Source organism: Chitinophaga arvensicola (genome assembly GCF_900110835.1).
GTDB lineage: Bacteria > Bacteroidota > Bacteroidia > Chitinophagales > Chitinophagaceae > Chitinophaga > Chitinophaga arvensicola.
Window position 1 is genome coordinate 2756157 of record NZ_FOJG01000002.1, and the last position, 23269, is coordinate 2779425.

The following is a 23269-nucleotide window of genomic DNA, read 5'->3' on the forward strand; positions in this document are numbered from 1 at the left end:
CTTTCAATTTACAGGAACGATAAAAGCATTGTTAAGCGTTGATAAAATGTATCTAATAGTTATTGCCCTTCGAAGGTGGAATATACCTGGTAGAGTGCGCGGGGCACATGGAAGCAGCCTTTCCATTTACCGCCTTTCAGGGGCAGTAATACTTCGCCCTGGCGGTTGAGATAACCGAACCATTCTCCATGCTGGTTGTCGCGGAAATGTTGCCAGGTATAGTCGTGTACTTTTTTAAACCAGGCGGCGCAGCGCGGGTCGCCGGTGTAGATAAATCCTTTGGCCAGTGCGATGAGTGCTTCCACGTGTACCCACCACAGTTTCTGATCCCATTCCAGTTGTTGCGGCGGTTTGCCGAGGATGTCCTTAAAATAGAGGATGCCGCCGTATTGCTTGTCCCATCCGTATTCCAGGGTATCGAGCATAATATCGCAGGCCTTTCTCAGTAAGGCGGGTGCTTTTAATCTTTTTGCCAGATCCATGATAAACCACATGGCTTCGATGCCGTGGCCGGGATTGACGAGGCGGCCATCGAAACTGTCGGAGAAGTCGCCGTTGTGATATACATTTTCGACGATCAGTTTTTTATCCGGTTGATAGAATACCTCCATTACTTCGTGGAGTACCGTGGGGATAAAGGCTTCTACGCGGGCGGCGCCGAGCAGGTGTTCCATTTCGAGCGACAGGTTACACAGTATCATGGGTAAGCTGAAGCCTTTCAGGCTGCGGGTACCTGGATAAGCTTTGTTATAGGTGCCTTTCCAGTTGTGCTGCCTGCGGAGAATATTTTCAAAGGTGGTAAGTGCGATCTCTTTAAACCGGTCGCTGGGAGCGGCTTTATCGAGTGCGGCAAACCCCATGGCGGCGAAGCAGTCGCTGAAAATGTTATAAGCCTGTACGAGGGGCTGACCTTGTTCATTCAGGGAAAAGTACCAGTCGCCGTTTTTATCCCGGCCATATTTTTCCATAAAGGCAGCACCGTGAAGGGCCATGTCGAGCCATTCCTGGCGGGGAGCTACTTTATTGAACATATGGCTGAAACACCATACTTCCCTTCCCTGCAGCCACATGAACTTATCGGTATCGAATACACTGCCATCCCTGTTGAGGCAGGTATAATATCCGCCGTTTTTCTCATCTTTGCTGTGTTGCACCCAGAAGGGCAGAATGTTATCCAGTAGCTCCTCTTTATACAGCCCTGCGTAATAGTTAGTATTGAAATCTTGTTGAACAGGTGTGGACTCCTGCGGTTGATAGGGAACAGATGGCTGCATCGTTTTTAAATTATTTTATTTACGAAGCCCAATTTATTATTTTTTTAATTATAAACAATCACTTCATAAATAATTTTATTAATAAAGTAGTTTTCTTGACAACTTGATTAACTTTATTAATTATATACTACATTTAAAGAAAAATATCATACTAACTGCATGACGACCCAGGAAAGCATATTTGAAATCTTTTCAGAAGAGAACCTCGCCGGTGTGGCTTATAAGAACAAATCCCTCAAGAGATCCATTATTGACCATCTTGACCAGGCGGGCAATACTACCATCACCGACCTCACGGTAGCCCTCAATATCAGTGTACCCAAAACGACGAGTCTCATTAATGAACTGGTCACCGACGGCATTGTAAAAGAATATGGCAAGGACGATTCAAAAGGTGGGCGCCGGGCCAGCATGTACGGTCTGGTGGCTGAATCAGGATTTTTTATAGGGGTAGATATCAAGAACTTCCATGTAAACCTGGGCTTACTGAACTTCAAGAAAGAGCTGGTGAATTCGGAAATGCATGTCCCCTTTACCCTGGCCAATACACCTGAATCATTCAAAGACCTGATCCAGGTAATCCTGCACTTTATCAATAATGCACCAGTAGATAAGAAGAAGATCTTCGCGGCCTGCCTGAATCTTTCCGGGCGTATCAACAGTGAAAAGGGCTATAGCTACAGCTATTTCCACTTCAATGAAGAGCCGCTGAGCCAGATCGTGGAAAATGCTATCGGTATCAAAACCTTTGTGGAAAACGATTCCAGGGCAATGGCCTACGGCGAGTTCTATAACGGCACCGTACATGATGAGAAGAATGTATTGTTCCTGAACCTGGATTATGGTATCGGGTTGGGTATTATGATAGACGGAAAGATATACCGGGGTAAGTCGGGCTTCAGTGGCGAGTTTGGCCACATTCCTATCTTCTCCAATGAACTGATCTGCCATTGCGGTAAGAAAGGTTGCCTGGAAACAGAAGCCTCCGGGCAGGCGCTGATCCGGCTATTTAAAGAACGTATTGAGCAGGGACATACTTCCAGCCTGCTGAAAGATAAGAAAATGCCACCCAACCTGCGTGTAGCCGATATCATACAGGCTACCCTGAACGAAGATGTGCTTTGTATTGAGCTGATCGCCGAACTGGGTGAAAAAATAGGACGCGGTATTTCGGTGCTCATCAACCTCTTTAACCCGGAACTGGTGATCATAGGCGGTATCCTGGCTGATACGGGCGACTATATCCGTCTCCCTATCCGCAGCGCCCTGAATAAGTATTCCCTTAGTCTTGTTAACAACGATACTCAGCTGCGCATGTCTAAACTCCATGAAGAAGCTGGCGTGATCGGCGGTTGCCTGATTGCCCGTCACAATCTCCTTTCTTTTAATAAATAATTACACCAGCGGCGCATTGTTTTTTAAATAATTTTATTAAGTTTGTTTCGATTAATAATAATATTAACTATTCATCGCAACAAATTCCCGCATGTTAAAGACGAGTATCACCGCCTTCGGAAGAATAGCCTTGCTGTCAGGCATCGCCATTACCACCGGCAACTATGCCCATTCCCAGGAGATCAGCCCTGCATTGAATACGATTATTAAGAACACGCCGCAAGGTTATACCATGCAGGTACCGGGCCTGCTGAACGAGCAGCTGCCCGCCCTGAATTATCAGAAAATAGTATTGCCTGGCCCGCAGTTCCTGATTTCGGACGACCCGGAGTATATCCGTGTACCCGAAGGCGTGGCCCTGAGAGAACCTGTGCAACCAGGCTCCGTAAGGCTTTACCTGTATAATGTAAACGGTGTACAGCAACCGGAAAAGATGGACCGGAAAATTGCCGCCGTCATTAAAAACAACGGCAAACAACCCATGCATATCCGTATGCTGAAGTATTCTTCCCAAAAACCGACGACCAACTATTTCTTTGCAGGCAAACAAGGCCTGGCCGACTTCTTCAACTCACAACCGGAAACGGTAGCCAGGGAAATCAAACCCGGCGCCTCGATCTGTCTCGATCCCAAACAGGATAAAGCCGTCGTGAAATATGATGAACTGGTACACGGCTTCTATGAGTTCATCATAGACCAACCCGGTGAAATCAGCATTGTGCAGACCGATCTTAAAACACCTGCCACTGTAGCGGCCAACCGCGTAAAAGGCGCGCTGGACACCAAACAATATGCAGGCGCAGGACGCGGCACCTATGGCATCAGCAACTACCGCATTATTGTAAAAGACACGCTCGACACCAAGCAGGGGCTGACACAGATCCTGGTAGCCGATGGTGAAAAAGATCCCTGGGTAATCGGCAAAGAAGCCATTACCGGTGAACTGAAAAGCCTTGATGGCAACTATGGCATCTTTTATAACATTGAATTATCCTGGAAAAGCACCAACGGCAAAGCCCTGGCACTGGTTACCTGGAATCCCCGTGGCGATAACGGACAATGGTGCGGCGGCATGGCCAACACCATGGTGGTGAGCGGCGGCAAATTCAAAGAAGGCGTGATCCAGTTACCCAGCAACCAGCTGGTAACCACCAAAGCGCCGGAAGCCATCCTCATCCAGGTGTTTACGCCACCGGCCGACGGCAGCGTACAGAAAGTACACTTCACCTACTCACCGCCGGGCGCCTCCTGTTTGCCCACACCGCTGGTACTCGTTCCCATCGATCTGTAAACTCAGGACAACGCCTGCATCACCGTTTCTTTATACTGTCGGCCAATGGGCAGCTCTTCCTCTCCCACCTCCACACTGTTGGCGGTGAAAGATTTGATCTTATCCATGGCGATGATAAAGGAACGGTGAATACGCAGAAATTTATCATCAGGGAGTTTTTCTTCCAGATAAGTAATGCGCTGATACGTGATGATATCCTGAGAAGTGGTTTTTACTTTTACGTAGTCTCTCAGACTTTCGATACAGACGATATCTTTCAGCAATACCTTCACCATTTTCTTATCGGCCCGTAAATAAATAAACGGATCTGTTGCATCGGGCGGCTGGAGCTGAGATGGCAGGCTAAGCAATGGTTCTTTTAGTGCGTGGTATTTATTGATCGCAGAGAGAAAGCGTTCAAACGCCACCGGCTTTAACAGGTAGTCCAATACCTTTGATCCGAAACCATCCGCTGCATAATCGCGGTAGGCGGTTGTTAGCATAATAGCAGGGTAACCGGAGAGGGTTTTTAAAAAATCGATACCTGATAATTTAGGCATCTGGATGTTGAGAAAAATCAGGTCTACCTGTTCCTGTTGCAGAAACCGTAATGCGTCGGGCGCGTTCACACAGATACCTGCCAATGATAACGTATCTAACTGGTCGATGAAAGCAGCCAGTACGGCCGAAGTTAGCGGTTCGTCTTCTATGATCAGGCATTTTATTTTGTTTATGCACATGCTGCTGATAATGGTTATATGAGCGTTATTTATTGTCGCAATTCTGAGGGTACTGCCAGGCAGTAGTATTAATTTTCAGCTTACTTTTTTCTGTCCGTAATGTTGGTTACAGAGGATGCCTTCTTTCTACTACGTGACAATTTATACAAAAATACTTTTGAGTGGCGTAATAATTTCAACAGCGATGTGTCCGTTGCGGGTTTACAACAGAAGTAAGCGGGAACTGCAGATAAGGGGGCATTTATTTCGTATAGCCGGCTCTTTCACCGGACAAGGCCTCCCTGGCCGCACCCGTGGTTACCTGTGGAACAATTTCAGGTAATAGCCAGGATGCGGCGGAAGAAGAAAATAAGTGTCAATGAGGCAATAATTCATCCGGATAAGGCACGGCTTTCTTCGTGGTTTTATACAGTGGTAATTGTGCCTTCCTTGCCTTCAACTGCTGCGTGAGCAACCTGGCCAGCTCTTTTGTTTTATCGGGATACCGGGCAGAAAGATCTGTTGCTTCGTAAATATCATCCTGCAGGTGATACAATTCCAGCCGTTGCTGCTTTTCAAAATAAATCAGTTTCCAGTCACCCTGACGGATGGCCGTGAGCCAGCTGTTATCCTCACCCAGTTTACCTCCCGTCCAGTCGTTCGGAAAATTCCAGACCAATGCCCGCTGCTGATCGCGCAGGGACGGTTGTTTCAGGAACGGCACCAGGCTGCGGCCATCCACGGTTTGTACGGTTTTATATTTCTTTATACCGGCCCATTCCAGGATAGTGGGATAAAAATCCTCCATGATCATATACTGGCTATTCACACTGCCGGGCTTTGTAACTCCATTCCAGCGTACGATCATAGGTTCCCTTACTCCGCCTTCATACAGGGAGCCTTTACCGCCGCGAAGGGGATAATTCTGCGTATTGGAGGCACCTTGCCGGGGCGGATGGGAGAAGCCGCCGTTGTCGGACATAAAAACGATGATGGTATTATCTGTGAGATGATGTTGATCGAGGTAATCCATCAGTTCGCCCAAACTATGATCCATCCCCTCTACCAGCGCTGCGTAGGCGGCTTCCGGTTTAGGGAGCCCCATATCGAGGTAGCGCTGTATATAGCGGTCGTCTGCATTATAGGGCAGGTGAACTGCGTAATGCGCCATATAGAGGAAGAAAGGTTGTTTTTTGAGGCGCGCTGTATCCATGGCCAGCAGGGCTTCCTGTGTCAGGTCTTCGGTGAGGAAGGAATGTTTGCCCCGGTATTTGTCGAGCCCCGGTATTTCTGCCTGGAGAATAAATCGATCCGGCTTGTGTCCGAAGTCATCTTCGGCAAGATAGGAAGCGGGGTTGCCGGCGGCACTGCCACCGATATTCTTCACAAAACCAAGGTTCAGCGGGTCGGCCCCGATCGTCTGATAGGCGCCAAAGTGGGCTTTGCCGCACTGAATAGTATAGTAGCCATGATTCTTCAACAGCTGTGGCAACGGCGTCGCATATACGCTTCTCTCCTGCGTTGGTTCCGGGGAAATACCGTTTACATTCCATTCCGGGATCTCCAGCACACTATCCTGCCCGTCGACTGCCTTATTTTTGAAGGCGGTCCAGTTGCTGACGTGATGCCTGGCCACGTTCATACCGGTAAGAAAACTCACCCTGGATGGTGTACAGATAGAAGCGGCATAAGCGTTTGTAAACTTCGTTCCTGCCTTACAGAGGCGCTCCATATTGGGAGTGCGGAATTTCTGGTTAGCCGGGGTGATGCTGTCCCAGAAAGGAACAGACGTATCCTGCCACCCCATATCATCGACGAGGAAGAAAATGATATTGGGCGATTTTTTTGTCTGGCTTTGCACCGGAGATAGCAGCCCGGTGAACAAAGCCGTTGCCAGTATTATTTTTTTCATAGTGTGTGTTTTTTAGTGATCGACCGGTACACCGGGTACATGATAAGCACTGAAAGATAACAGGACCGGCGCCGCAATACTTTCGTTTATGCGAAGCCGTAACGCGGCGGTACGCACAGCCGGAAAGGTAATGATACGCATATTCCCAACAGCAGTGCCTTTGAACAAGGTGGTCCAGCGGCCGTTTACTTTTGCGTCCAGCGTGTAAGCGCGAACCCGTTCCCCTTTGGAAATATCTTCGCGGATCACTACCTGGTTCACCGGCTGCAACGCCTGTAACGACAGGTGCGCAGCTGATTGCTTTACGGGGGTTAAAGTACCTTGCAGCGGCGTATCCAGCCGCTGCCGGATGGCGGCGCCAAAAGCCTCCAGTCTTGCTACATCCGGAGCAGGCAGCAGGCCACTTGTATCCGGTGTCAATCCCAGCAATAACGTCGCATTTCTTCCAACGGAATGATAATACATATTCACAAGTTCTGCCAGCGGATAAATATGCGCTTCATCACCGGGTTCCCAGAACCATTCGTGGCGGCCATTGTAACCACGCAGTGGTGCATCTGCCATGGCGGGCATCCAGTATCGGCCGTCTTTGTCGCCATGTTTTGCCAGCGCAAACTGGTTGGCCGCAATAGCCGGATAACGGCTGGTGAGCATACTGGGGTATGGAAAGGTGGACCAGCAGGGATCTCCGATGGTGCCACTCTCTGATCCGCCCCAGCGTGCATCTGAGCGCTGTCCGTTCCAGTAAAACAGCGTATTCGGTTGGTATCTCTCTACCACTGGCAGTACATCAGGAGAGCCGTCGGCAGGATCAGAAGCACCGCCATCGAACCAGATCTCAAACAGTTCGCCGTAGCGGGTACAGAGTTCCTTTACCATCCCCTCGCACATACGGTTGTAAGCCAGTTGGCGTTCGTGACGGAAGGTGCTGTCATGATCCCCGCCCTGTACCTTAAAATCATGTACCCCCAGGAAAGCATTCCAGCGGATACCGATATACAGGCCGGGCTTGATACCGAACTTGTGGCACGACTCCACAAAATCTGCCACGATGTCTGCTTTGCCGTCTCTCCATTTAAGCGCTTTCAGGCAGTATGGATTTACATCCGACCGATACAGCGCAAACCCGGTTTCGTGGGTGACAGTGAGGATAGCAAATTTTGCACCTGCGGCTTTTGCAGCGCTGATCCACTGATCGGTATTTAAGCGGGAAGGCTGAAAAATATTATAATCCGGTACCGGTGTAATCCGGTTGCTGGTCTGATTGTAAGGCTTGCCATCAAATACGTGCAGGTCGTAATGAAACACCACTCCCATTCCGGCCTGTTGCCATGCCACCTGCTGTGGCGTGGGCAATACCTGGGCAATGCCGGGCCGCCCAAAGAGCAGCAGCCCGGTGAATAATATGGTAATAGCGCTTAAGCTATTACCACACGATTTTTTCTTAACGATAGCCTTCATTCTGCTGCAGGTTTTTATCCGCATCAATTTCTGTTTGCGGGATAGGATATAATACATGATAAGGTTTTGCGTTGATACCCCTGGCCACTGCCCCGGTAATAAATTTGTTCATCCTGATCAGGTCTTCCCTTCGTTTTCCTTCTCCAAAAAACTCCCGGCCCCTCTCTGCTAAAATAAAATCGCGCAGGTTTTCTTTCGCAGGATAGTCTGCCAGCTTGATATCCGTGATACCAGCCCGGTGACGCACTTCATTGATCAGGTCAATAGAAGCTGCGGTTGGACCATTCAATTCATTCAGTGCTTCGGCACGCGACAACAAGATGTCGGCGTAGCGGATCACAGGAATATCATTGCCCATATCGGCAGATAAACCGTTGGGATCGGGAACGAATTTAAAAGAGCGGGCATTGTTCAGGGGATTACCACTGGCATCTTTCGACATTTCATGATAAGTGCCTTTGGTATCCGTGTAGTTGGTGAGGATCATTTTGAGGCGCTTATCTGTCGGATCAAATGTATCCACAAATTTTGTGTAGAGTTTGAATTGCGCGCCAAAGATGATCCAGTTGGTGAGAATAGGATATGCCGGAGGAAAAGTATGCGCCATCACAATATTACCATAACCGGTTTGATTGATACAAGGGAATACATAGAGGTATTCTTTGTTGCTTTCATTCTCTACAGCGAACAGGCGGCTGATATCTGTAAACAGGCTGTAATTATTGGCCGTTATAATCTGTTGGGCCACATCGGCACTTTCCTTCCACATTCTTTTGTTCAGGTAATACTTACACAACACCGCCAGTGCTGTACCTTTGGTGGCTTTACCCCGCAGAGCCTGTGTAGCCGGCAGATCCGCCGCAGCAGCGGTTAGTTCTGTGATGATAAACTGCTGCATATCGGCTTCGCTGGCCTTTGTTTGAAGGGCATCTACATTTTTGCCGCTGATCACCAGCGGTACGGGGCCGAAAAAATTATAGAGATAACTATAGGCAGCAGCCCTGATAAAGCGGGCTTCCGCGATATATGCTTTTAGTTTATCGGCAGGAATACCGCTGGCCTTATCTTTATTATCCAGGATCACGTTGGCATCCCTGACAGCGAGATACGACTTTGTCCAGGAAGCAGAAAAGAAGGAATTGGTAGCATCCCAGGTAAAGTTGATAAAATCTTTTGCCTGCGCTTCAAAGCCGCCACCGGTTTCCCACATTTCGTCGGTACAGAATTCACCAAAGCAATACACGTCGTTCCTGTTGGCATAGCCGGTTACCTGCAACTGGCTGTAGGCGCCGTTCAATACTTTTTCAAATCCATCGGCAGTGCCGGTGAAGGAAGCGGGATCATATTGTGTATAGATATCTTCTTTCAGAAATTTCTTACAACTGCCCAGCAACATCATTCCTGCCGCGATGGCTAATATTGTTACTTTTTTCATCGGTCTGTTTTTTAAAAATTTACTTTAAGGCCCAAACGATAGACTTTCGATAACGGATAACTGTTCTGACTTACTTTCGTCACACTTCCACCTAAAGCGTTGGCGTCGGGATCATAGCCATCATAGCTGCTGAACGTGAGTAAATTATCTGCGGCGCCGTATACCGTAAGCCCTCTGATGGCAGCATTGTTTACCGGAATCTGGTAACTGAGGGTCAGGGTTTTGAGTCGTACGAAACTCACGTCCTGCACCGTCATTGAGTTCACCGAATACTGACCGCCATAGCGGGAGGAGTTGATCCCCGAGGGATACTTCGCATCCGTGTTATCTTTGGTCCAGCGGTCGAGATAGTATTTAGCCATATGATTGCGCTGGAAATTGATCGGGTACAACGATTCAATCACATTGGCATCCAGGGTAGAGATACCATGTACACCCAGCAACAGTGCGTTCAGGGAAAATCGTTTATACACCACCGTATTGGTAAAGCCCCAGGTAAATTTGGGCAGGGGGCTGCCGAGTACGGTGCGGTCTTTTGCATCAATCACTTTATTACCGTCAGTATCCTTAAAGATGGGATCACCGGCTTTGGCACCCGCCTGCCCGGAGGCGGCGGCCTGTGCATCATCTTTAAAAATTCCGGTTACCTCGTAGCCATAGTAGGAATAGATGGGTAGTCCGGTTTGTACCAGGGCGAAATTGGGCACAAAAGAAAAGGCACCATTGAGTACCTGCGGGATAAAGTCCGGCAGCGAGGTCACTTTGTTACGGAGTACGGAGGCGGTAATACCTGTTTCCCAGGTAAAATTCTTATGCACAATATTGCGGGTATTGAGGAGGATATCTACACCCGAATTCTGTACATTTCCAAAGTTCACCACCTGTGAGGAGAAACCGGTAAACGCAGCTACCGGTTTACTGAACAGCTGATCACCGGAGTTCTTTTTATAGTATTCAACTGATGCGGTGATGCGGTCGTTGAACAGGCCGAGATCAATGCCAATATTATATTCCTCTGTAGTTTCCCATTTAAGATTTTCATTGGGAAGACGGGCAGGTTCGGCGCCCTGGTAGAGGTTATCGCCAAACACGGCTTTGCCGCCGGCGATATAGGTTTGCAGGGTCGCAAAGTTTTCAATGGCCTGGTTGCCTATCTGTCCATACCCGATGCGCAGCTTCAGGTTAGAAATACTTTTTGCCGCCTGCATAAATGTTTCGCGGTGAATATTCCATCCGGCTGCCAGCGAAGGGAAGATGGCGTATTTATGCTGATCAGAAAAGCGTGAAGTACCATCTGCCCTGAAAGAGGCGGTGAGCAGGTATTTATCTTTATAATTATAGTTCAACCTGCCGAGGTAGGAGTTCAGTTTATTGGAACTCCGGCTACTGCTTACATTATCGCCGCTGATACCATCGCCGCTGCCGAGCAGGTTGGTATTGGTGATATCGGAAAGGAAGTTGCGCGAAGAAGCCACCGCATTACGCAGATCATAACGTTCGGTGGTGGTTCCCAGCAAAAGGGAGAACTGATGCTCACCAAATTTACGATCGTATTTAGCGAGGTACTCCATGATCCAGTGCGAACTTTCCTCGTTGGTGATGGAGCCGATGCCTCCGGCAGAAAGTCCCAGCTGCGTTATACGGCTGTTGTAATAATCTGCCCGGGAGTTGCTGAGATCTACGCCCAGCCGGGCGGTAAATGTGAGGTCTTTGATGGGGGTGTAATTTGCCATCACGGTACCGTAATTATTACTGGCGGTTTTTGACTGCGTAATCCCATTCACAATAGCCAATGGATTTTCCAGCGCGATCAACGGATTAAACTGGTAGCGGCCGTTGGCATCAAGACTGGCGCTCACCGTAGGATCAAAGTTGACGGCGGTATTGATGGCGCCGGCATTTTCATTCAGCCCGGTCTGATTATATGGCTGACTGTTTTTCGTTCTGTTGAGATTGACAGACAGCTGCAGGTTGAATTTATCGGAAGGTGCAATTTCGTAATTGATCCGTGCATTATATTTTTCGTAGTTGGTATTTTTCAGGATGCCATCCTGGTTAAAATAATTCAGTCCTACGTAATACTTGTTATTCTTTGTGCCCCCGGACATCGACAACTGGTGATTGTGTGCCATCGCGGTTTTGAAGATCTGGTCCTGCCAGTCGGTACCATTGCCGATGGCGGCCATCTGTGCTTTGGTAAATACTTCCGGCTGGTTTTGTGCTACAGACAATTCATTCAGCACTTTCATGTATTCGGGCGCGCTGAGTACGTCGAGTTTTTTGGCTACCTGTTGCAGGCCCACATAACCATCGTAGGTGATATTCATTTTTCCGGCGCTGCCTTTTTTCGTGGTGATGAGTACCACGCCGTTGGCGGCACGGGAGCCATAGATGGCAGCGGCGCTGGCATCCTTCAATACCTGGATCGATTCAATATCATCCTGGCTGATAGAAGAAGGGCTCACGCCGGGGAGTCCGTCTACCACCACCAGCACATCGTTGCTGCTATTGATAGATCCGGCGCCTCTGACGCGGATGCTGACGCCACCGCCCGGAGCGGAACTCGACTGATTTACATATACACCGGCGGCTTTACCGTTGATTGCCTGCAGGGCGTTGTTATTCACGCCCTGTGCGAGGTCTTTCTGACTGATGGTAGCAATAGATCCGGTAAGATCTGTTTTCCGTTGGGTACCGTATCCGACCACTACTATTTCGTTGAGCGCGGAAGTGGTACTTTTCATTTTTACGAGTACAGAGGTAGATTCACCGGCTTTGAGTGAGTAGCCGGGAAGTGTTTGTGGTTCATAGCCTACGCTGCTGATCACAAACGTGTAGGTACCGTTTACCGGAAGCCGGGAGAAAATGAATATGCCGTTGGAATCTGTTTGTGCGCCGGAGCTGAGATTGGTGAGGGCATTGCGGGCCACCACGCTTACGAAAGGCATTTTCTCGTTTTGTTCATTTCGGACGATACCTTTCACGCTGCCTGTTTTTTCCTGTGCAAATAATGCGGCGCCGGTGCATAGTAGCAGGATACCTAACAGGTACCCGACTCTGGTTGATAAATGAAGTCTGTTTGTCACTGTTGATGTTTTAAAAATGAGACATAAAAATGCTGGCATAGCATGTCCGGAATGCTACGTGTGTGCATATCAATAATTGCTGCTGGTGGTATTCAGCAATGATTGCTGGTGGTATTTATTTCTTTCTTATGCTGTAGTTTTTTCCATTGTTCACAACTCTCAGATTGTTCAGTAACGCGATATCGTTCAAGACATTCACAAGGGTGTCTGTACGTTCTATTTTTCCTATAAAGTTAAGTCCCTGTAGATCGGCCGGGTTGTAATGAATCGGTACATTCCAGATGGCCGCCAGCTGATCCAGCACTTCTGCCAATCCCTGGTTTTCGAACATGTACCAGTTGGAAACGCCGGCCACAGTGGTGTTGGCGATATGGGTGGTATTGATTACCGGATGTTTGGGCTGATCCAGCGCAGCAACGCCATGTTGGTGGTCATAGTGGAAAACATCGCCTGGCTGCAGGAAATAATCCTTACTGAGTTTTACCTGTTGCGGGTTGGCGGATTTCACCACTACTTTTCCTTTATAGAGATAGACGCTGGTGTAGGATGTTTCCTTTGTTCCGGTCACTTTAAACGTGGTGCCCAGCACGGTGGTGGCGATGTTATTGCTGAACACGGTAAAGGGCTTATTTTCCGCCTGTTCTACATTGAACAGGGCAGTTCCTTCCAGGAATACCTCTCTTTTACCAGGTGCAAAGCCGGTTTCGTACCGCAGTGTGGAGGCGGGAAAGAGCGTTACACGGGAGCTGTCGTCCAATGTCACTTCCATGGCATCACTGGTGGTATTGCGGATGATTTTGAATGAAGTAGCTGCCGCCACTGCCGGTGGGTGGGATACCTGGTGGGTGACGCCGAACCAATAGTATGCGCCCAGTAACAAGCCGGTTACAGTGGCCGCTACAGCGAGCTGTTTCATGCGTATGATCCGTGTTTGCCGGTTTCGCTGCCGGCGGATATTGTTCCAGGTATCCTGCCAGAACTCATCTGTTTGCCCCGCATCATTGGGCAGCTGGTTCCACAGTTCCTGTTCCCGGTGCTTGTCCGGTATAGGTTCCTGGCTGTTGAAATATTTGCGGATGCGTTTTTTCATGACGTGTTGTTATAAAGTAATACGCAGCGGGGAGAAAAAATCCTCAGAGCAGCGGCTTTTTTTTGAAATATTTTGGAAACGGGACGATACTGGTGCTTTATAACCGGAAGCAGGGCTGCGCAGCAGCAAAGCGGGTAATTTATAACCGGAGACTATGCAGGAGCAGCAGGGAAAAGAAAATAAAGTATTTCTTCAGGTGTTTTAAAGCACGGGAGATGTGGTTATCCACGGCTTTTACAGAGATCGAAAGCTGGCTGGCCACTTCTTTATAGGAGTATCCTTCCAGGCGGTGAAGGATAAATGCTTTTTTTCTTTCCGGTGGTAGTTGTTCCAGGAGATTATGGAGGCGGTCGTCCAGCTCTCTATGATCTGCGGGTGTTGTTTCCGCCGCTTCCCTGCTCAACATATCCCCGATGCGCTGGGCTTTCTGTTCTTTCCGGAGGGCGTCTACAAAAACGGTATAGGCAATATTAAAAAGGTGCTGATCAAGTGAATACGCTTCATTCAAAGAGTGACGGTATTGCCATAGTTTCAGGAAGGTGGTCTGCAGCAGATCGCGGGCATCTTCTTCAGACCTGGTTTTTTTCAGGAAATAATGAAATACCTTGTCGCGGCTGCTAACATAGGCTTGTTCGTACGAACCTTCGTTTCCTGCTTTTATGGCTGATATAATATTCAAGATGCTACTAAAATAGTATTTTTCCGGATGAGATGCAGTAATTCTGCAGCAACGACGTTTTAATTGTATACAACCATCAACTTTACTCATATGATCATCAACCGGCTGGACCACCTGGTATTGACAGTAAAATCGGTAGCGGCAACCTGTCATTTTTATGAAACCGTGCTGGGCATGGAAGTAGTTACTTTCGGGGCCAACAGAAAAGCCCTGCGTTTCGGGCAGCAGAAAATAAATCTGCATGAAAAGGGCCATGAGATAGATCCTAAGGCGTTGACGCCGGTAATGGGATCAGCGGATCTTTGTTTTATTGCGGATACAGATGTGGCAGAAATTTTATCCACGCTGCAGGCTTTAAAAATAACAGTGCTGGAAGGCGGTATTGTGCAGCGTACCGGCGCTACGGGACCTATCCGTTCAGTATATTTCCGTGACCCGGATGGCAACCTGCTGGAGGTAAGTAATTACATTTAAAAATAAACATTTTACGTAAAATTGTTTTTGTGCGAAAAACAATATATTTTTATGGCGCTAATGAGACTGATCCGTTTTTGTTAACAGCATCAACCACTGTTACTTAATACGGACCCTATAACCAAAATTTGAACATTTTTTATTAATGGTTTTTGCTATTTAATATTTGCTTATTGGAGACAACAATTCTTTTCAACAAATCTAAAAGCTGTAGTAACAACGACGATAGTACTGCCACCTACGTCCGGGTTTTGTAATTAAACCTTTACATAGCCAATGTTCGTATGCCGGATTTAATCCGTCCGGGAGAAGGTATGTCTATTCACAACAAAATCAAGATGGTACTGTATGCCTTGCCAGGCTTAGATTTCAACAACGTTGCAAAATCATCAAAGTTATACGCATGTCGATCCGTCCGGAAAGATGGGTGGCTGTTTCTTTTTAAACCAAAATCTGAACAAGTATGAATTAAGCAGGCGCCTTTACCTGACACAACCCGATTAATAAATAAACCAAAATCTGACTTAAGGCCGCCTGTCCGCAACATTTTCTTATATATCTAAACCAAAATTTGAACCGTATGAAAAAAGGTTTACTACTATGGCTGTTGCTAGCCATGGGTGTGGTGCATTCCTATGCCCAGACACGAACGATTACAGGTAGCGTTAGAGATGCGCAGGATGGACAACAACTGCCTGGCGTATCAGTAGTTATCAAAGGCACCAAAACGGGCGTTGTATCCGGCGCTGACGGAAAGTTTTCCATTACAGTAAGTGCCGCCGATGCGTTACTTTTTTCTTTTGTAGGCTATGAAACAAAAGAAGAAAAAGTAGGCAACAGAAGTAGTATCAATGTTTCATTAACAGGTAGCAACAAAGTACTGAACGAAGTACTGGTAACCGGTTATGGCGAGTTAAAAAGAAAAGATGTGACTTCTTCCGTAAGCCATGTTTCTTCTTCCCTCATCAATGACCGTCCTGCTACCAGCTTTGACCAGGCGTTAACCGGTCGTGCTGCAGGTGTGAACATTGCTACCAACTCCGGCGTATTGGGTGATGCGGTATCTATCCGTATCCGTGGTGTAAACTCCATTACCAACAGTACCCAGCCACTGGTGATTGTAGATGGTATCCCGATGAATACGCTCAATAACGCCAACGTATTCAACAGCGGTAACGGTACCCGTTACAACCCGCTGGCAGATATCAATCCAAATGATATTGAGTCGATAGATGTACTGAAAGATGCTGCTGCCAGTGCCTTATATGGTTCCAGGGCTGCTGCCGGTGTTATTATCATCACCACCAAAAGAGGAAAAACCGGTACCGTAAACGTTAACTACAACGGTTACGTAGGTACCAGCACTGCTGCCAAACTGCCTAAGCTGCTGAATGGTGACGACTTCACCACGATCCAGAATGAAAAGGCAAAAAATGCTACCAAAACCGGCGGTACAGCAGCTATCCTGGCAAAAGACATCGACGTGAACGGCGATGGTAAACCAGATAGAACCGACTGGCTGAAAGAAGTTTTCAGAACCGGTATCATTCATAACCATCAGCTGGGATTAACCGGTGGTACCGAGAAAGCAAAATTCTATGCTTCCGGAGAATACGCCGACCAACAAGGTATGATTGTAAGCAACCGTTTACGCAGAGGCGCTATCCGTATGAACCTGGATGTAACACCGAAGAAATGGCTGAAATCCGGTCTGACTGTTTACAGTTCCAAATCGCTGAACAATGGCGTATTATCTGATGGTTACCTGGGAGGTTCTACCTTCTCTGCTTTCAACGCCATGCCAAACGTACCCGTATACGATAAAGCAGGTAATCTCTATATTAAAAATCCTCCCGGAAACGGTGACCTCGCAGATGGTAACAACATTACCACCAATAAACTGAACCGTTTCTTCCACCCGCTTTCCAACTTACTGCTCGGCAGAAATGATAACACGTCTACCCGCGTTTTATCCAATGCTTACATAGAAGTAGAGCCGATCAAAGATCTGAAATTCACTTCCCGCTTTGGTGTGGATATGATGCAGAACTTTGAAGACCAGTACAGCGGTCCGTTACAGGCTGGTTTAGGTTTGGGTAACAATGGCCTGGTACAGGAAAACCTGCTCAGACAGAACCTGTGGAACTGGTCTAACTACATCAACTATTCCAAATCCTTTAACAATGTACATTTCATCAATGTAACACTGGGTCAGGAATCACAACATACAGAACAGAAACAACTGTATACCGGACAGGGCAACCTGGCAGATTCTTACTTCAAAGAAATCTATGATGGTCTGTTTGCAGGTTCCGACAACAGCTATACCGGCGGTGGCAGATTCGCCAACTCCTTTGAATCATACTTTGGTAAAGTAGGCTACAACTACGGATCTAAATACTACTTTGATGCAACACTGAGAGCGGATGCCTATTCCGACTTCGGTACCAATAACCGCCGTGGTTATTTCCCCGGTGTGTCTGTTGGCTGGAGAATTTCCGAAGAACGCTTCTTTAAGGAAAATATCTCTTTCATCAACGACGTAAAATTCAGGGCCAGCTATGGTATGGTGGGTAACTCCAATATCCGCTCCTATGCGTTCCGTTCCCTGTATGGCGGCGGACAGTATGGTGATGTAAACGGATTTGGTGTAGCACAGATCGGTGACCCTAACTTACAATGGGAAAAATCCAAAAAACTGGATATCGGTATTGATGTCAGCCTGCTGAAAAACAGGATCAGTTTTGTAGCGGATTACTTTAAAAGTAACATTGACCACCTGATCCTCGATGCTCCTATCCTGGCTACCGTTGGTACTCCATGGGATCCAACCGGTGTAGTAGGTTCTATCCTGACCACCAACATTGGCAGCATGTGGAACAAAGGTGTGGAACTGACTTTCAATACCCAGAATATTGTTACCAGAGACTTTACCTGGACATCCAGCCTGAACTTTACCTATATCAAAAATAGGGTGACTGCTACCGCAGACGGTTCTGATATCATCAAAACCAATAACCGTGTTAGCGTAGGTAAGAGCATGGGTGTGTTCAAGCTGATCAAATGGGGCGGCGTAAATCCTGACAACGGTAACCCGATGTACTACAATGCAAAGGGTGAACTGGTAATGTACAATGTAGATCCAAATGTACCTACCGCACAAAAATGGACTTCACCTGATGGCAGCAAGCAAATGAGCCCTGTTACCGGCAGTGATGCACAATACCTCGACAAATCCGGTTATCCTACCTGGTTTGGTGGTTTCAACAACACCTTCAGCTACAAAGGCATTGACCTGAGCATTATGCTGCAGTACAGTGGTGGCAACTATGTATACAATGCAACCAGAGCTGCACTGATGAGCAACTATTTCCAGAACAACCTGGAAGAAATCAAGAACAGATGGACTCCTGAAAACAAAAACACCGATGTTCCGAAAATCGTATTGTCAGATGCACCTACCAACCAGGCATCTACCCGCTGGCTGGAAAAAGGCGACTTCCTGAGAGCACGTGAAATCAGCCTGGGCTATACTTTCCCCGGTATCAAGGAAAAAATCGGTTTAAACAGCCTGCGTTTATACGGATTGGTACAGAACGCCTTTATGATCACCAAATACAAAGGTGCAGATCCTGAAATCAACACCAACCGTGATAGCAATATCAACTACGGAACAGACAACAGGGGTATGTCTTTACCAAGAATATTCATGCTGGGCTTAAATGTTGGATTCTAATTGTTAGCGATTAAAAAACTGAATTATGGAATTAAGATATAAACCAAATTTCCGGAAAAAACTAAACAGCCGCCTGGCTGTTGGCGCAGTAGCCATCGCTTCTACGCTGGTATTTTCCTGTTCCAAAGTAAACGACCAGGTGCCTTTCTCCAAGCTGACGCCGAAGGAAGCATTCAGCACACCGGATAGAATTGAGAAATCAGCTATTGGTATGTATGATGCCTTGCAGAACCTGGAGTTCCTGGGTGGACGTGTACTGATCTATTCTGATATCAGGGGCAATGATGTGAACGTGGCCTCTTACTTTGGGAACGTGCCTACCTTCAATATGCTCTCCAGTAACATCTATGCGTTCAACGCATGGTCTGGTGGTTACCGGACTATCTTTGAAAGCAATTATTTCAGCGGTAACCTGAAGGATAATGAATCGGTAGTAACACCTGCCGTAGCCGCCGGCTACTATGCAGAAGCCAAATTTATCCGTGCGCTGACCTACTTCTTCCTGGTAAACACTTATGCACAAACGTATACCTTTGATGCGGCAGCGGCACAACCGGGTGTTCCCCTGGTGCTGACAGCAGCAAGGGATGGTGCAGAAGCACTTGACCCGAAGAATAAAATACCACGCGCCAGCGTAAAAGCAGTATATGATCAGATGATCAAGGACCTGACAGAAGCGGCAGCCGTTTTACCGGTAGAAACCGGCGACGATTACAACGATCGTGCCCGTGCCACCAAAGGTGCGGCACATGCGTTGCTCGCCCGTATTTACCTATACCAGGGTAACTGGCAGAAAGCGAAAGATTATGCAGACAGCGTACTCTTATCTCCCCGTGGTTACGAACTGGCGGCTACTCCGGCTGATGTATGGTCTGCCGGCAACTACCAGAGTTCTATGGAACGTATCTTCTCCGTAGCAATGAGCTCCGGTGATAACCCGAATACCAACAACGCGCTGGGTCAGCATTATGGAAGCGCCGGCCGTGGTGATATCACTATCAGCCAGTCTTACCTGAAACTGCCGAACTTCGATCGTTTCACAGATCTGCGTGCCAAACCGCTGTTCACCTACAGCATCAATAAAACCACCGGTGATACCACTGCTTTCTATACCAAGAAATTCTTTGGTAACAGCACCGTGGATGCATGGGTGCCAATCCTGCGCCTGGCAGAAGTGATCCTGATCAAAGCAGAAGCACTGGCACGGCTCAACACCGCTACTGCTGATCCGGATGCAATCACCCTGCTGAACCAGATCAGAACCCGCGCGAAAGCCAAGGTGCTCGCTCCTGCCACACAAGCTGCACTGATCGATAACATTCTCACAGAACGCAGAATTGAACTGGCCTTTGAAGGGCATGGTGAATTCGACTTCCTGAGAACACACCGGTCCATTCCTGCCCGCGAAAACGTAGATGCGCAACCGTGGAACGGCGACTATGTGATTTTCCCGCTGCCACAGTCGGAAGTAGAGCGTAATCCAAATATGTCACAGAACCCTAAATACTAGGTAGTAATTGCTTCTTTCATAACGTAAAAGGGACTGACCAGCTGGTCAGTCCCTTTTTTCTTTGTGCACTGTTATCAATCAATTGTACCTACCTGTAATTCATAACTGAACGAAGCAGGAATGGCATGTACCACATATGGCGGTAGTGGTATCGGACCACAACCATTGGAGCCCACGCCAAGGGTGAATTTACTGATGGTTAAAACGGTCGCATCCACCGGGGGTAAGTCTATCCGGTATTGAATGTGTTCCATGTCTTCATCCCGGTAAGGCAGTGCAGACACCTGTAACAGGTCTGTGATCCTGGATACTTTCAGCTGCTCTTGTTTACCAGCGCCCAGTATGGCCCAACGCACATCTTCGTGGTTACCGGCTTCCATGGGCTTTTCGTAGGGCGTTAACTGTTGCAGCACGGTACTGGCATAAATACCCGCAGCCGACCCACTTTTACGGTCGCTGTAGTTTTCCATGGGGCCACGGCCATAATACCGGAACTGGTTCAACTGATCCGTCAGGAGCAATCTTACACCCAGCCTTGCCAGTACAATAGCTGAATCGCTGAAACTCACCTGGTTAAAGGCGCGGATATGTCCTTTCGCATCTACCAGGTAGCGGGCCTGATGTTTCACAACGAAATGTTGCTTCCCTTTCCCGGTAAGCTGAACAGTAATACATACGTATCCCGCAGAATCTTTTACTACCGGTTCTCCGTCTGTTTCCCAGCTGATATCCCGGAGGCCTGCTTTCTGCCAGTCTTCATCTGCCCACATATCGTCTTTCCGGTGAGGTGCACGCCAAAGGTGTAACCTGGGGCCACCATTACGGAGGAGCAATTGTTTACCGTTGCTGATGATCGTTGAAAAAGTGCCTGTTTTTCTATCGAAAGACAGTGCAAACCCATTGCCTTTTATGTCGATGGTATTGCTGTCTGACAACTGCCATGCAGGTGCTGCCGATAACCGTACCGGCTGTACTGCCGGCAGCGGTGTTATGGACAACTGCTGGGTAGCGATTTCAAAATCCTTGTCAGACCACAACGTTTTTTTAGTAGTAAAGAAGGCTACATTCAACAGGTATTCCCCACCTGGCTGCAACGCTTTCAATGGCAGGTGATAATCTTTTGTGACGCCCGGCGGTACGCTGCCGGTTTGCAGGCTACCGCTGTCTGTTGGTATACCATTTTTCAGCAGGGTCCATTTGCCCCGGAATGATTGCAGATCGGTAAACTGGTAACGGTTACGGATACGGATGTTCCCGTTGGAAAGATCAGTGGCGTTGATACTGATCCACTGGTACGCATGTTTCAGTTCAGGGTAATGCGGTTTGAGGGATCTGTCCGATGCCACTACCCCTTTGTGGATAAAGTACTGATCATTGGGATACTCGCCGAAGCCGCCACCATAGGCAATGATGGGATGCGACCTGTTCCTGCGGTTGTAAAGACCCTGATCCTGCCATTCCCAGATGCAGCCGCCCAGCAGGGATGGATATTTATCAAACAGCTCGTTGTAGAGGTCCACAGACCCCATAGAATTGAACATAGCGTGCGCATACTCACACAGGTAAAACGGTTTGTGCAAGTTTTCACTTTCGGCATGTTGTTTCAATTCAACGGGATTGGTGTACATACGGCTGTCGATATCTGCGGGGTTATCTTTGCCTATACCAAATCCTTCGTAATGAACGGGCCGGTCCGGGTCTATTTGTTTGATAGCCTGGAGGGCAGCCCGGAAATTGGTGCCGCCATTGCCGCATTCATTACCGAGTGACCAGATGATCACGGAAGGGTGATTTTTAAAATTCTCTGTGTTGGCCACATTCCGGTCGATGATCGCATCTTTGATAGAGGGATCTTCATTGAATTCATTCATGGCGCCGTGGCATTCTACGTTGGCTTCTGCGAGTACGTAAAGACCATATTTATCACAGAGTTCATACCAGCGCGGATCGTCGGAATAATGGCAGGTACGAACGTGGTTACAGTTGGCCTGTTTAATGAGGATAATGTCGCGGATCATCTGTTGTTCGTTGATCGCGTGTCCTACCTCCGGCCAGTGTTCATGCCTGTTTACGCCTTTCAGTTTCACCGGCACGCCATTTACCAGCAATCCCCTGCCTTCAATTTTCACCTCCCGGAAACCGGTGGTAGCCGAGAGGAGTTCCTCACCGAGGGTAATGACAGTCGTATACAGACGCGGATTTTCTGCCGTCCATTTTTCCGGGTTGGTAACGGGGATGCTCAACTGAACATGTTGTTCTTCCCCGGGTTGCAGGACCGGCACTTTAGCGGTGCCGGCGGCGCCTGCCACGGGTTGCTGACCATCATATAATTTTACGAGCAACGGGCGTTCGGGCGTAGGTACGTTACCGTAGTTTTTAATTTTTGTATTTACCAGCAACGTGGCATTGCGGTATTCCTTATCTAGCACGGTTTTGATGTTGAAGTCGCGGACATGCTGCTGTGGCGCTTTCCACAGGTACACGCTCCGAAAGATACCGCTCAGGCGCCACATGTCCTGATCTTCCAGGTAGCTGCCGGAAGTATACTGATACACTTCCACGGCAACCGTATTTTTACCTGGAGCTACAGCGTCTGTTACATCAAATTCGGCGAGGTTACGGCTGTTGACACTATATCCTATTTTCTTCCCGTTGACCCAGAGGAAAAATCCTGCGTCCACCCCTTCGAAGCTGAGAAAGATGCGTTGTCCTTTCCAGTTGGCCGGCAGCATGAAATCGCGGCGGTAGCTGCCAACGGGGTTTCTTTCTGTAAATGCGGTGAAGTTACGTGGCGGGGTGCTCATCACCCGGGGGAAATCTTTCTGGAAAGTATAATTAAAATTGCTGTAGAAGGGTGTGCCATAGCCTTGTACCTGCCAGTTGGAAGGTACGGTCACCGAATCCCAGCGGGACACATCGTAGCCCGGCTCATAAAATGCGGCGGGTCTTTTTTGCGGCCAGGCCGCCCAGTTGAACTTCCAGGTGCCATCCAGGAGCAGGCAGCGGGAAGAATTTTTCCGGTCGCCCCGGAGTGCTTCCTCCAGGCGGTTGTACGGCATCAGTGTGGCGTGCGCCGCTTCTTTATGAATGCCGGTGATGCGCGGATCTTCAATTTCGGGTGGCACAGCGGCTACCTCCTTTACCTGTCCGGCAGCCGTGAAACACGGCGCCAGAAAAAGTAAGCTTAAAATGCTGGATCTTATAAACATGCTGTTTTATTTTGATAAA

General features: G+C 48.1%; 14 protein-coding genes. 5 read left to right on the forward strand and 9 right to left on the reverse strand.

All coding sequences use genetic code 11. The annotated features are described in order from the left end of the window. Nucleotides 1-59: 59 nt before the first annotated feature. Entirely contained in the window at nucleotides 60-1274 is a 1215-nt protein-coding gene (locus BMW79_RS28320) for an AGE family epimerase/isomerase (RefSeq protein WP_089901257.1), read from the reverse strand. A gap of 159 nt (nucleotides 1275-1433) precedes the next feature. Here BMW79_RS28320 and BMW79_RS28325 point away from each other — a divergent pair, with 159 nt between their 5' ends. Beyond that, nucleotides 1434-2669 (forward strand): ROK family transcriptional regulator, encoded by a 1236-nt coding sequence (locus tag BMW79_RS28325; RefSeq protein WP_089901260.1) that lies wholly within the window; start codon nucleotides 1434-1436, stop codon nucleotides 2667-2669. Nucleotides 2670-2760: 91 nt separating this feature from the next. Then, on the forward strand, nucleotides 2761-3960 hold the full coding sequence (locus BMW79_RS28330) for a copper amine oxidase (protein ID WP_089901263.1): 1200 nt from the start codon (nucleotides 2761-2763) through the stop codon (nucleotides 3958-3960). A 2-nt stretch (nucleotides 3961-3962) separates the two neighbouring features. Here BMW79_RS28330 and BMW79_RS28335 read toward each other — a convergent pair whose 3' ends face one another. From BMW79_RS28335 to BMW79_RS28365, 7 genes are all read right to left on the reverse strand, one after another. Next, a complete protein-coding gene (locus BMW79_RS28335; protein ID WP_089901266.1) occupies nucleotides 3963-4679 on the reverse strand; it encodes a LytR/AlgR family response regulator transcription factor in 717 nt (238 codons plus the stop codon). Nucleotides 4680-5034: 355 nt separating this feature from the next. Then, nucleotides 5035-6570 (reverse strand): sulfatase, encoded by a 1536-nt coding sequence (locus BMW79_RS28340; protein WP_089901268.1) that lies wholly within the window; start codon nucleotides 6568-6570, stop codon nucleotides 5035-5037. Nucleotides 6571-6582: 12 nt separating this feature from the next. Continuing rightward, the gene (locus BMW79_RS28345) at nucleotides 6583-8031 is read right to left on the reverse strand and encodes an alpha-L-fucosidase (protein WP_089901272.1); all 1449 of its coding nucleotides are present in this window, start codon (nucleotides 8029-8031) and stop codon (nucleotides 6583-6585) included. Further along, a complete protein-coding gene (locus tag BMW79_RS28350) occupies nucleotides 8015-9466 on the reverse strand; it encodes a RagB/SusD family nutrient uptake outer membrane protein (protein ID WP_089901275.1) in 1452 nt (483 codons plus the stop codon). The genes BMW79_RS28345 and BMW79_RS28350 overlap by 17 nt, the downstream gene beginning before the upstream one ends. A gap of 11 nt (nucleotides 9467-9477) precedes the next feature. Further along, complete coding sequence (locus BMW79_RS28355; RefSeq protein WP_218150471.1) at nucleotides 9478-12552, reverse strand: SusC/RagA family TonB-linked outer membrane protein; 3075 nt, start codon at nucleotides 12550-12552, stop codon at nucleotides 9478-9480. Nucleotides 12553-12667: 115 nt separating this feature from the next. Next, nucleotides 12668-13642: a FecR family protein gene (locus tag BMW79_RS28360; RefSeq protein ID WP_089901283.1), complete on the reverse strand. Its 975-nt coding sequence runs from the start codon at nucleotides 13640-13642 to the stop codon at nucleotides 12668-12670. Nucleotides 13643-13781: 139 nt separating this feature from the next. Next, complete coding sequence (locus tag BMW79_RS28365) at nucleotides 13782-14321, reverse strand: RNA polymerase sigma factor (protein ID WP_177192373.1); 540 nt, start codon at nucleotides 14319-14321, stop codon at nucleotides 13782-13784. 90 nt (nucleotides 14322-14411) lie between these two features. Between BMW79_RS28365 and BMW79_RS28370 the strand changes: the two genes are divergently transcribed. The 3 genes from BMW79_RS28370 to BMW79_RS28380 all read left to right on the forward strand — a co-directional run bounded on the left by BMW79_RS28370 (nucleotide 14412) and on the right by BMW79_RS28380 (nucleotide 20041). Further along, entirely contained in the window at nucleotides 14412-14795 is a 384-nt protein-coding gene (locus BMW79_RS28370) for a VOC family protein (RefSeq protein ID WP_089901291.1), read from the forward strand. 580 nt (nucleotides 14796-15375) lie between these two features. Beyond that, a complete protein-coding gene (locus tag BMW79_RS28375; protein ID WP_089901295.1) occupies nucleotides 15376-18531 on the forward strand; it encodes a SusC/RagA family TonB-linked outer membrane protein in 3156 nt (1051 codons plus the stop codon). A gap of 25 nt (nucleotides 18532-18556) precedes the next feature. Further along, nucleotides 18557-20041 carry a RagB/SusD family nutrient uptake outer membrane protein gene (locus BMW79_RS28380; RefSeq protein WP_089901300.1) on the forward strand — a complete coding sequence of 495 codons (1485 nt, stop codon included), beginning with the start codon at nucleotides 18557-18559 and terminating at the stop codon, nucleotides 20039-20041. A gap of 74 nt (nucleotides 20042-20115) precedes the next feature. Here BMW79_RS28380 and BMW79_RS28385 read toward each other — a convergent pair whose 3' ends face one another. Further along, nucleotides 20116-23250 (reverse strand): glycoside hydrolase family 2 TIM barrel-domain containing protein, encoded by a 3135-nt coding sequence (locus tag BMW79_RS28385; RefSeq protein ID WP_089901302.1) that lies wholly within the window; start codon nucleotides 23248-23250, stop codon nucleotides 20116-20118. Nucleotides 23251-23269: the final 19 nt, after the last annotated feature.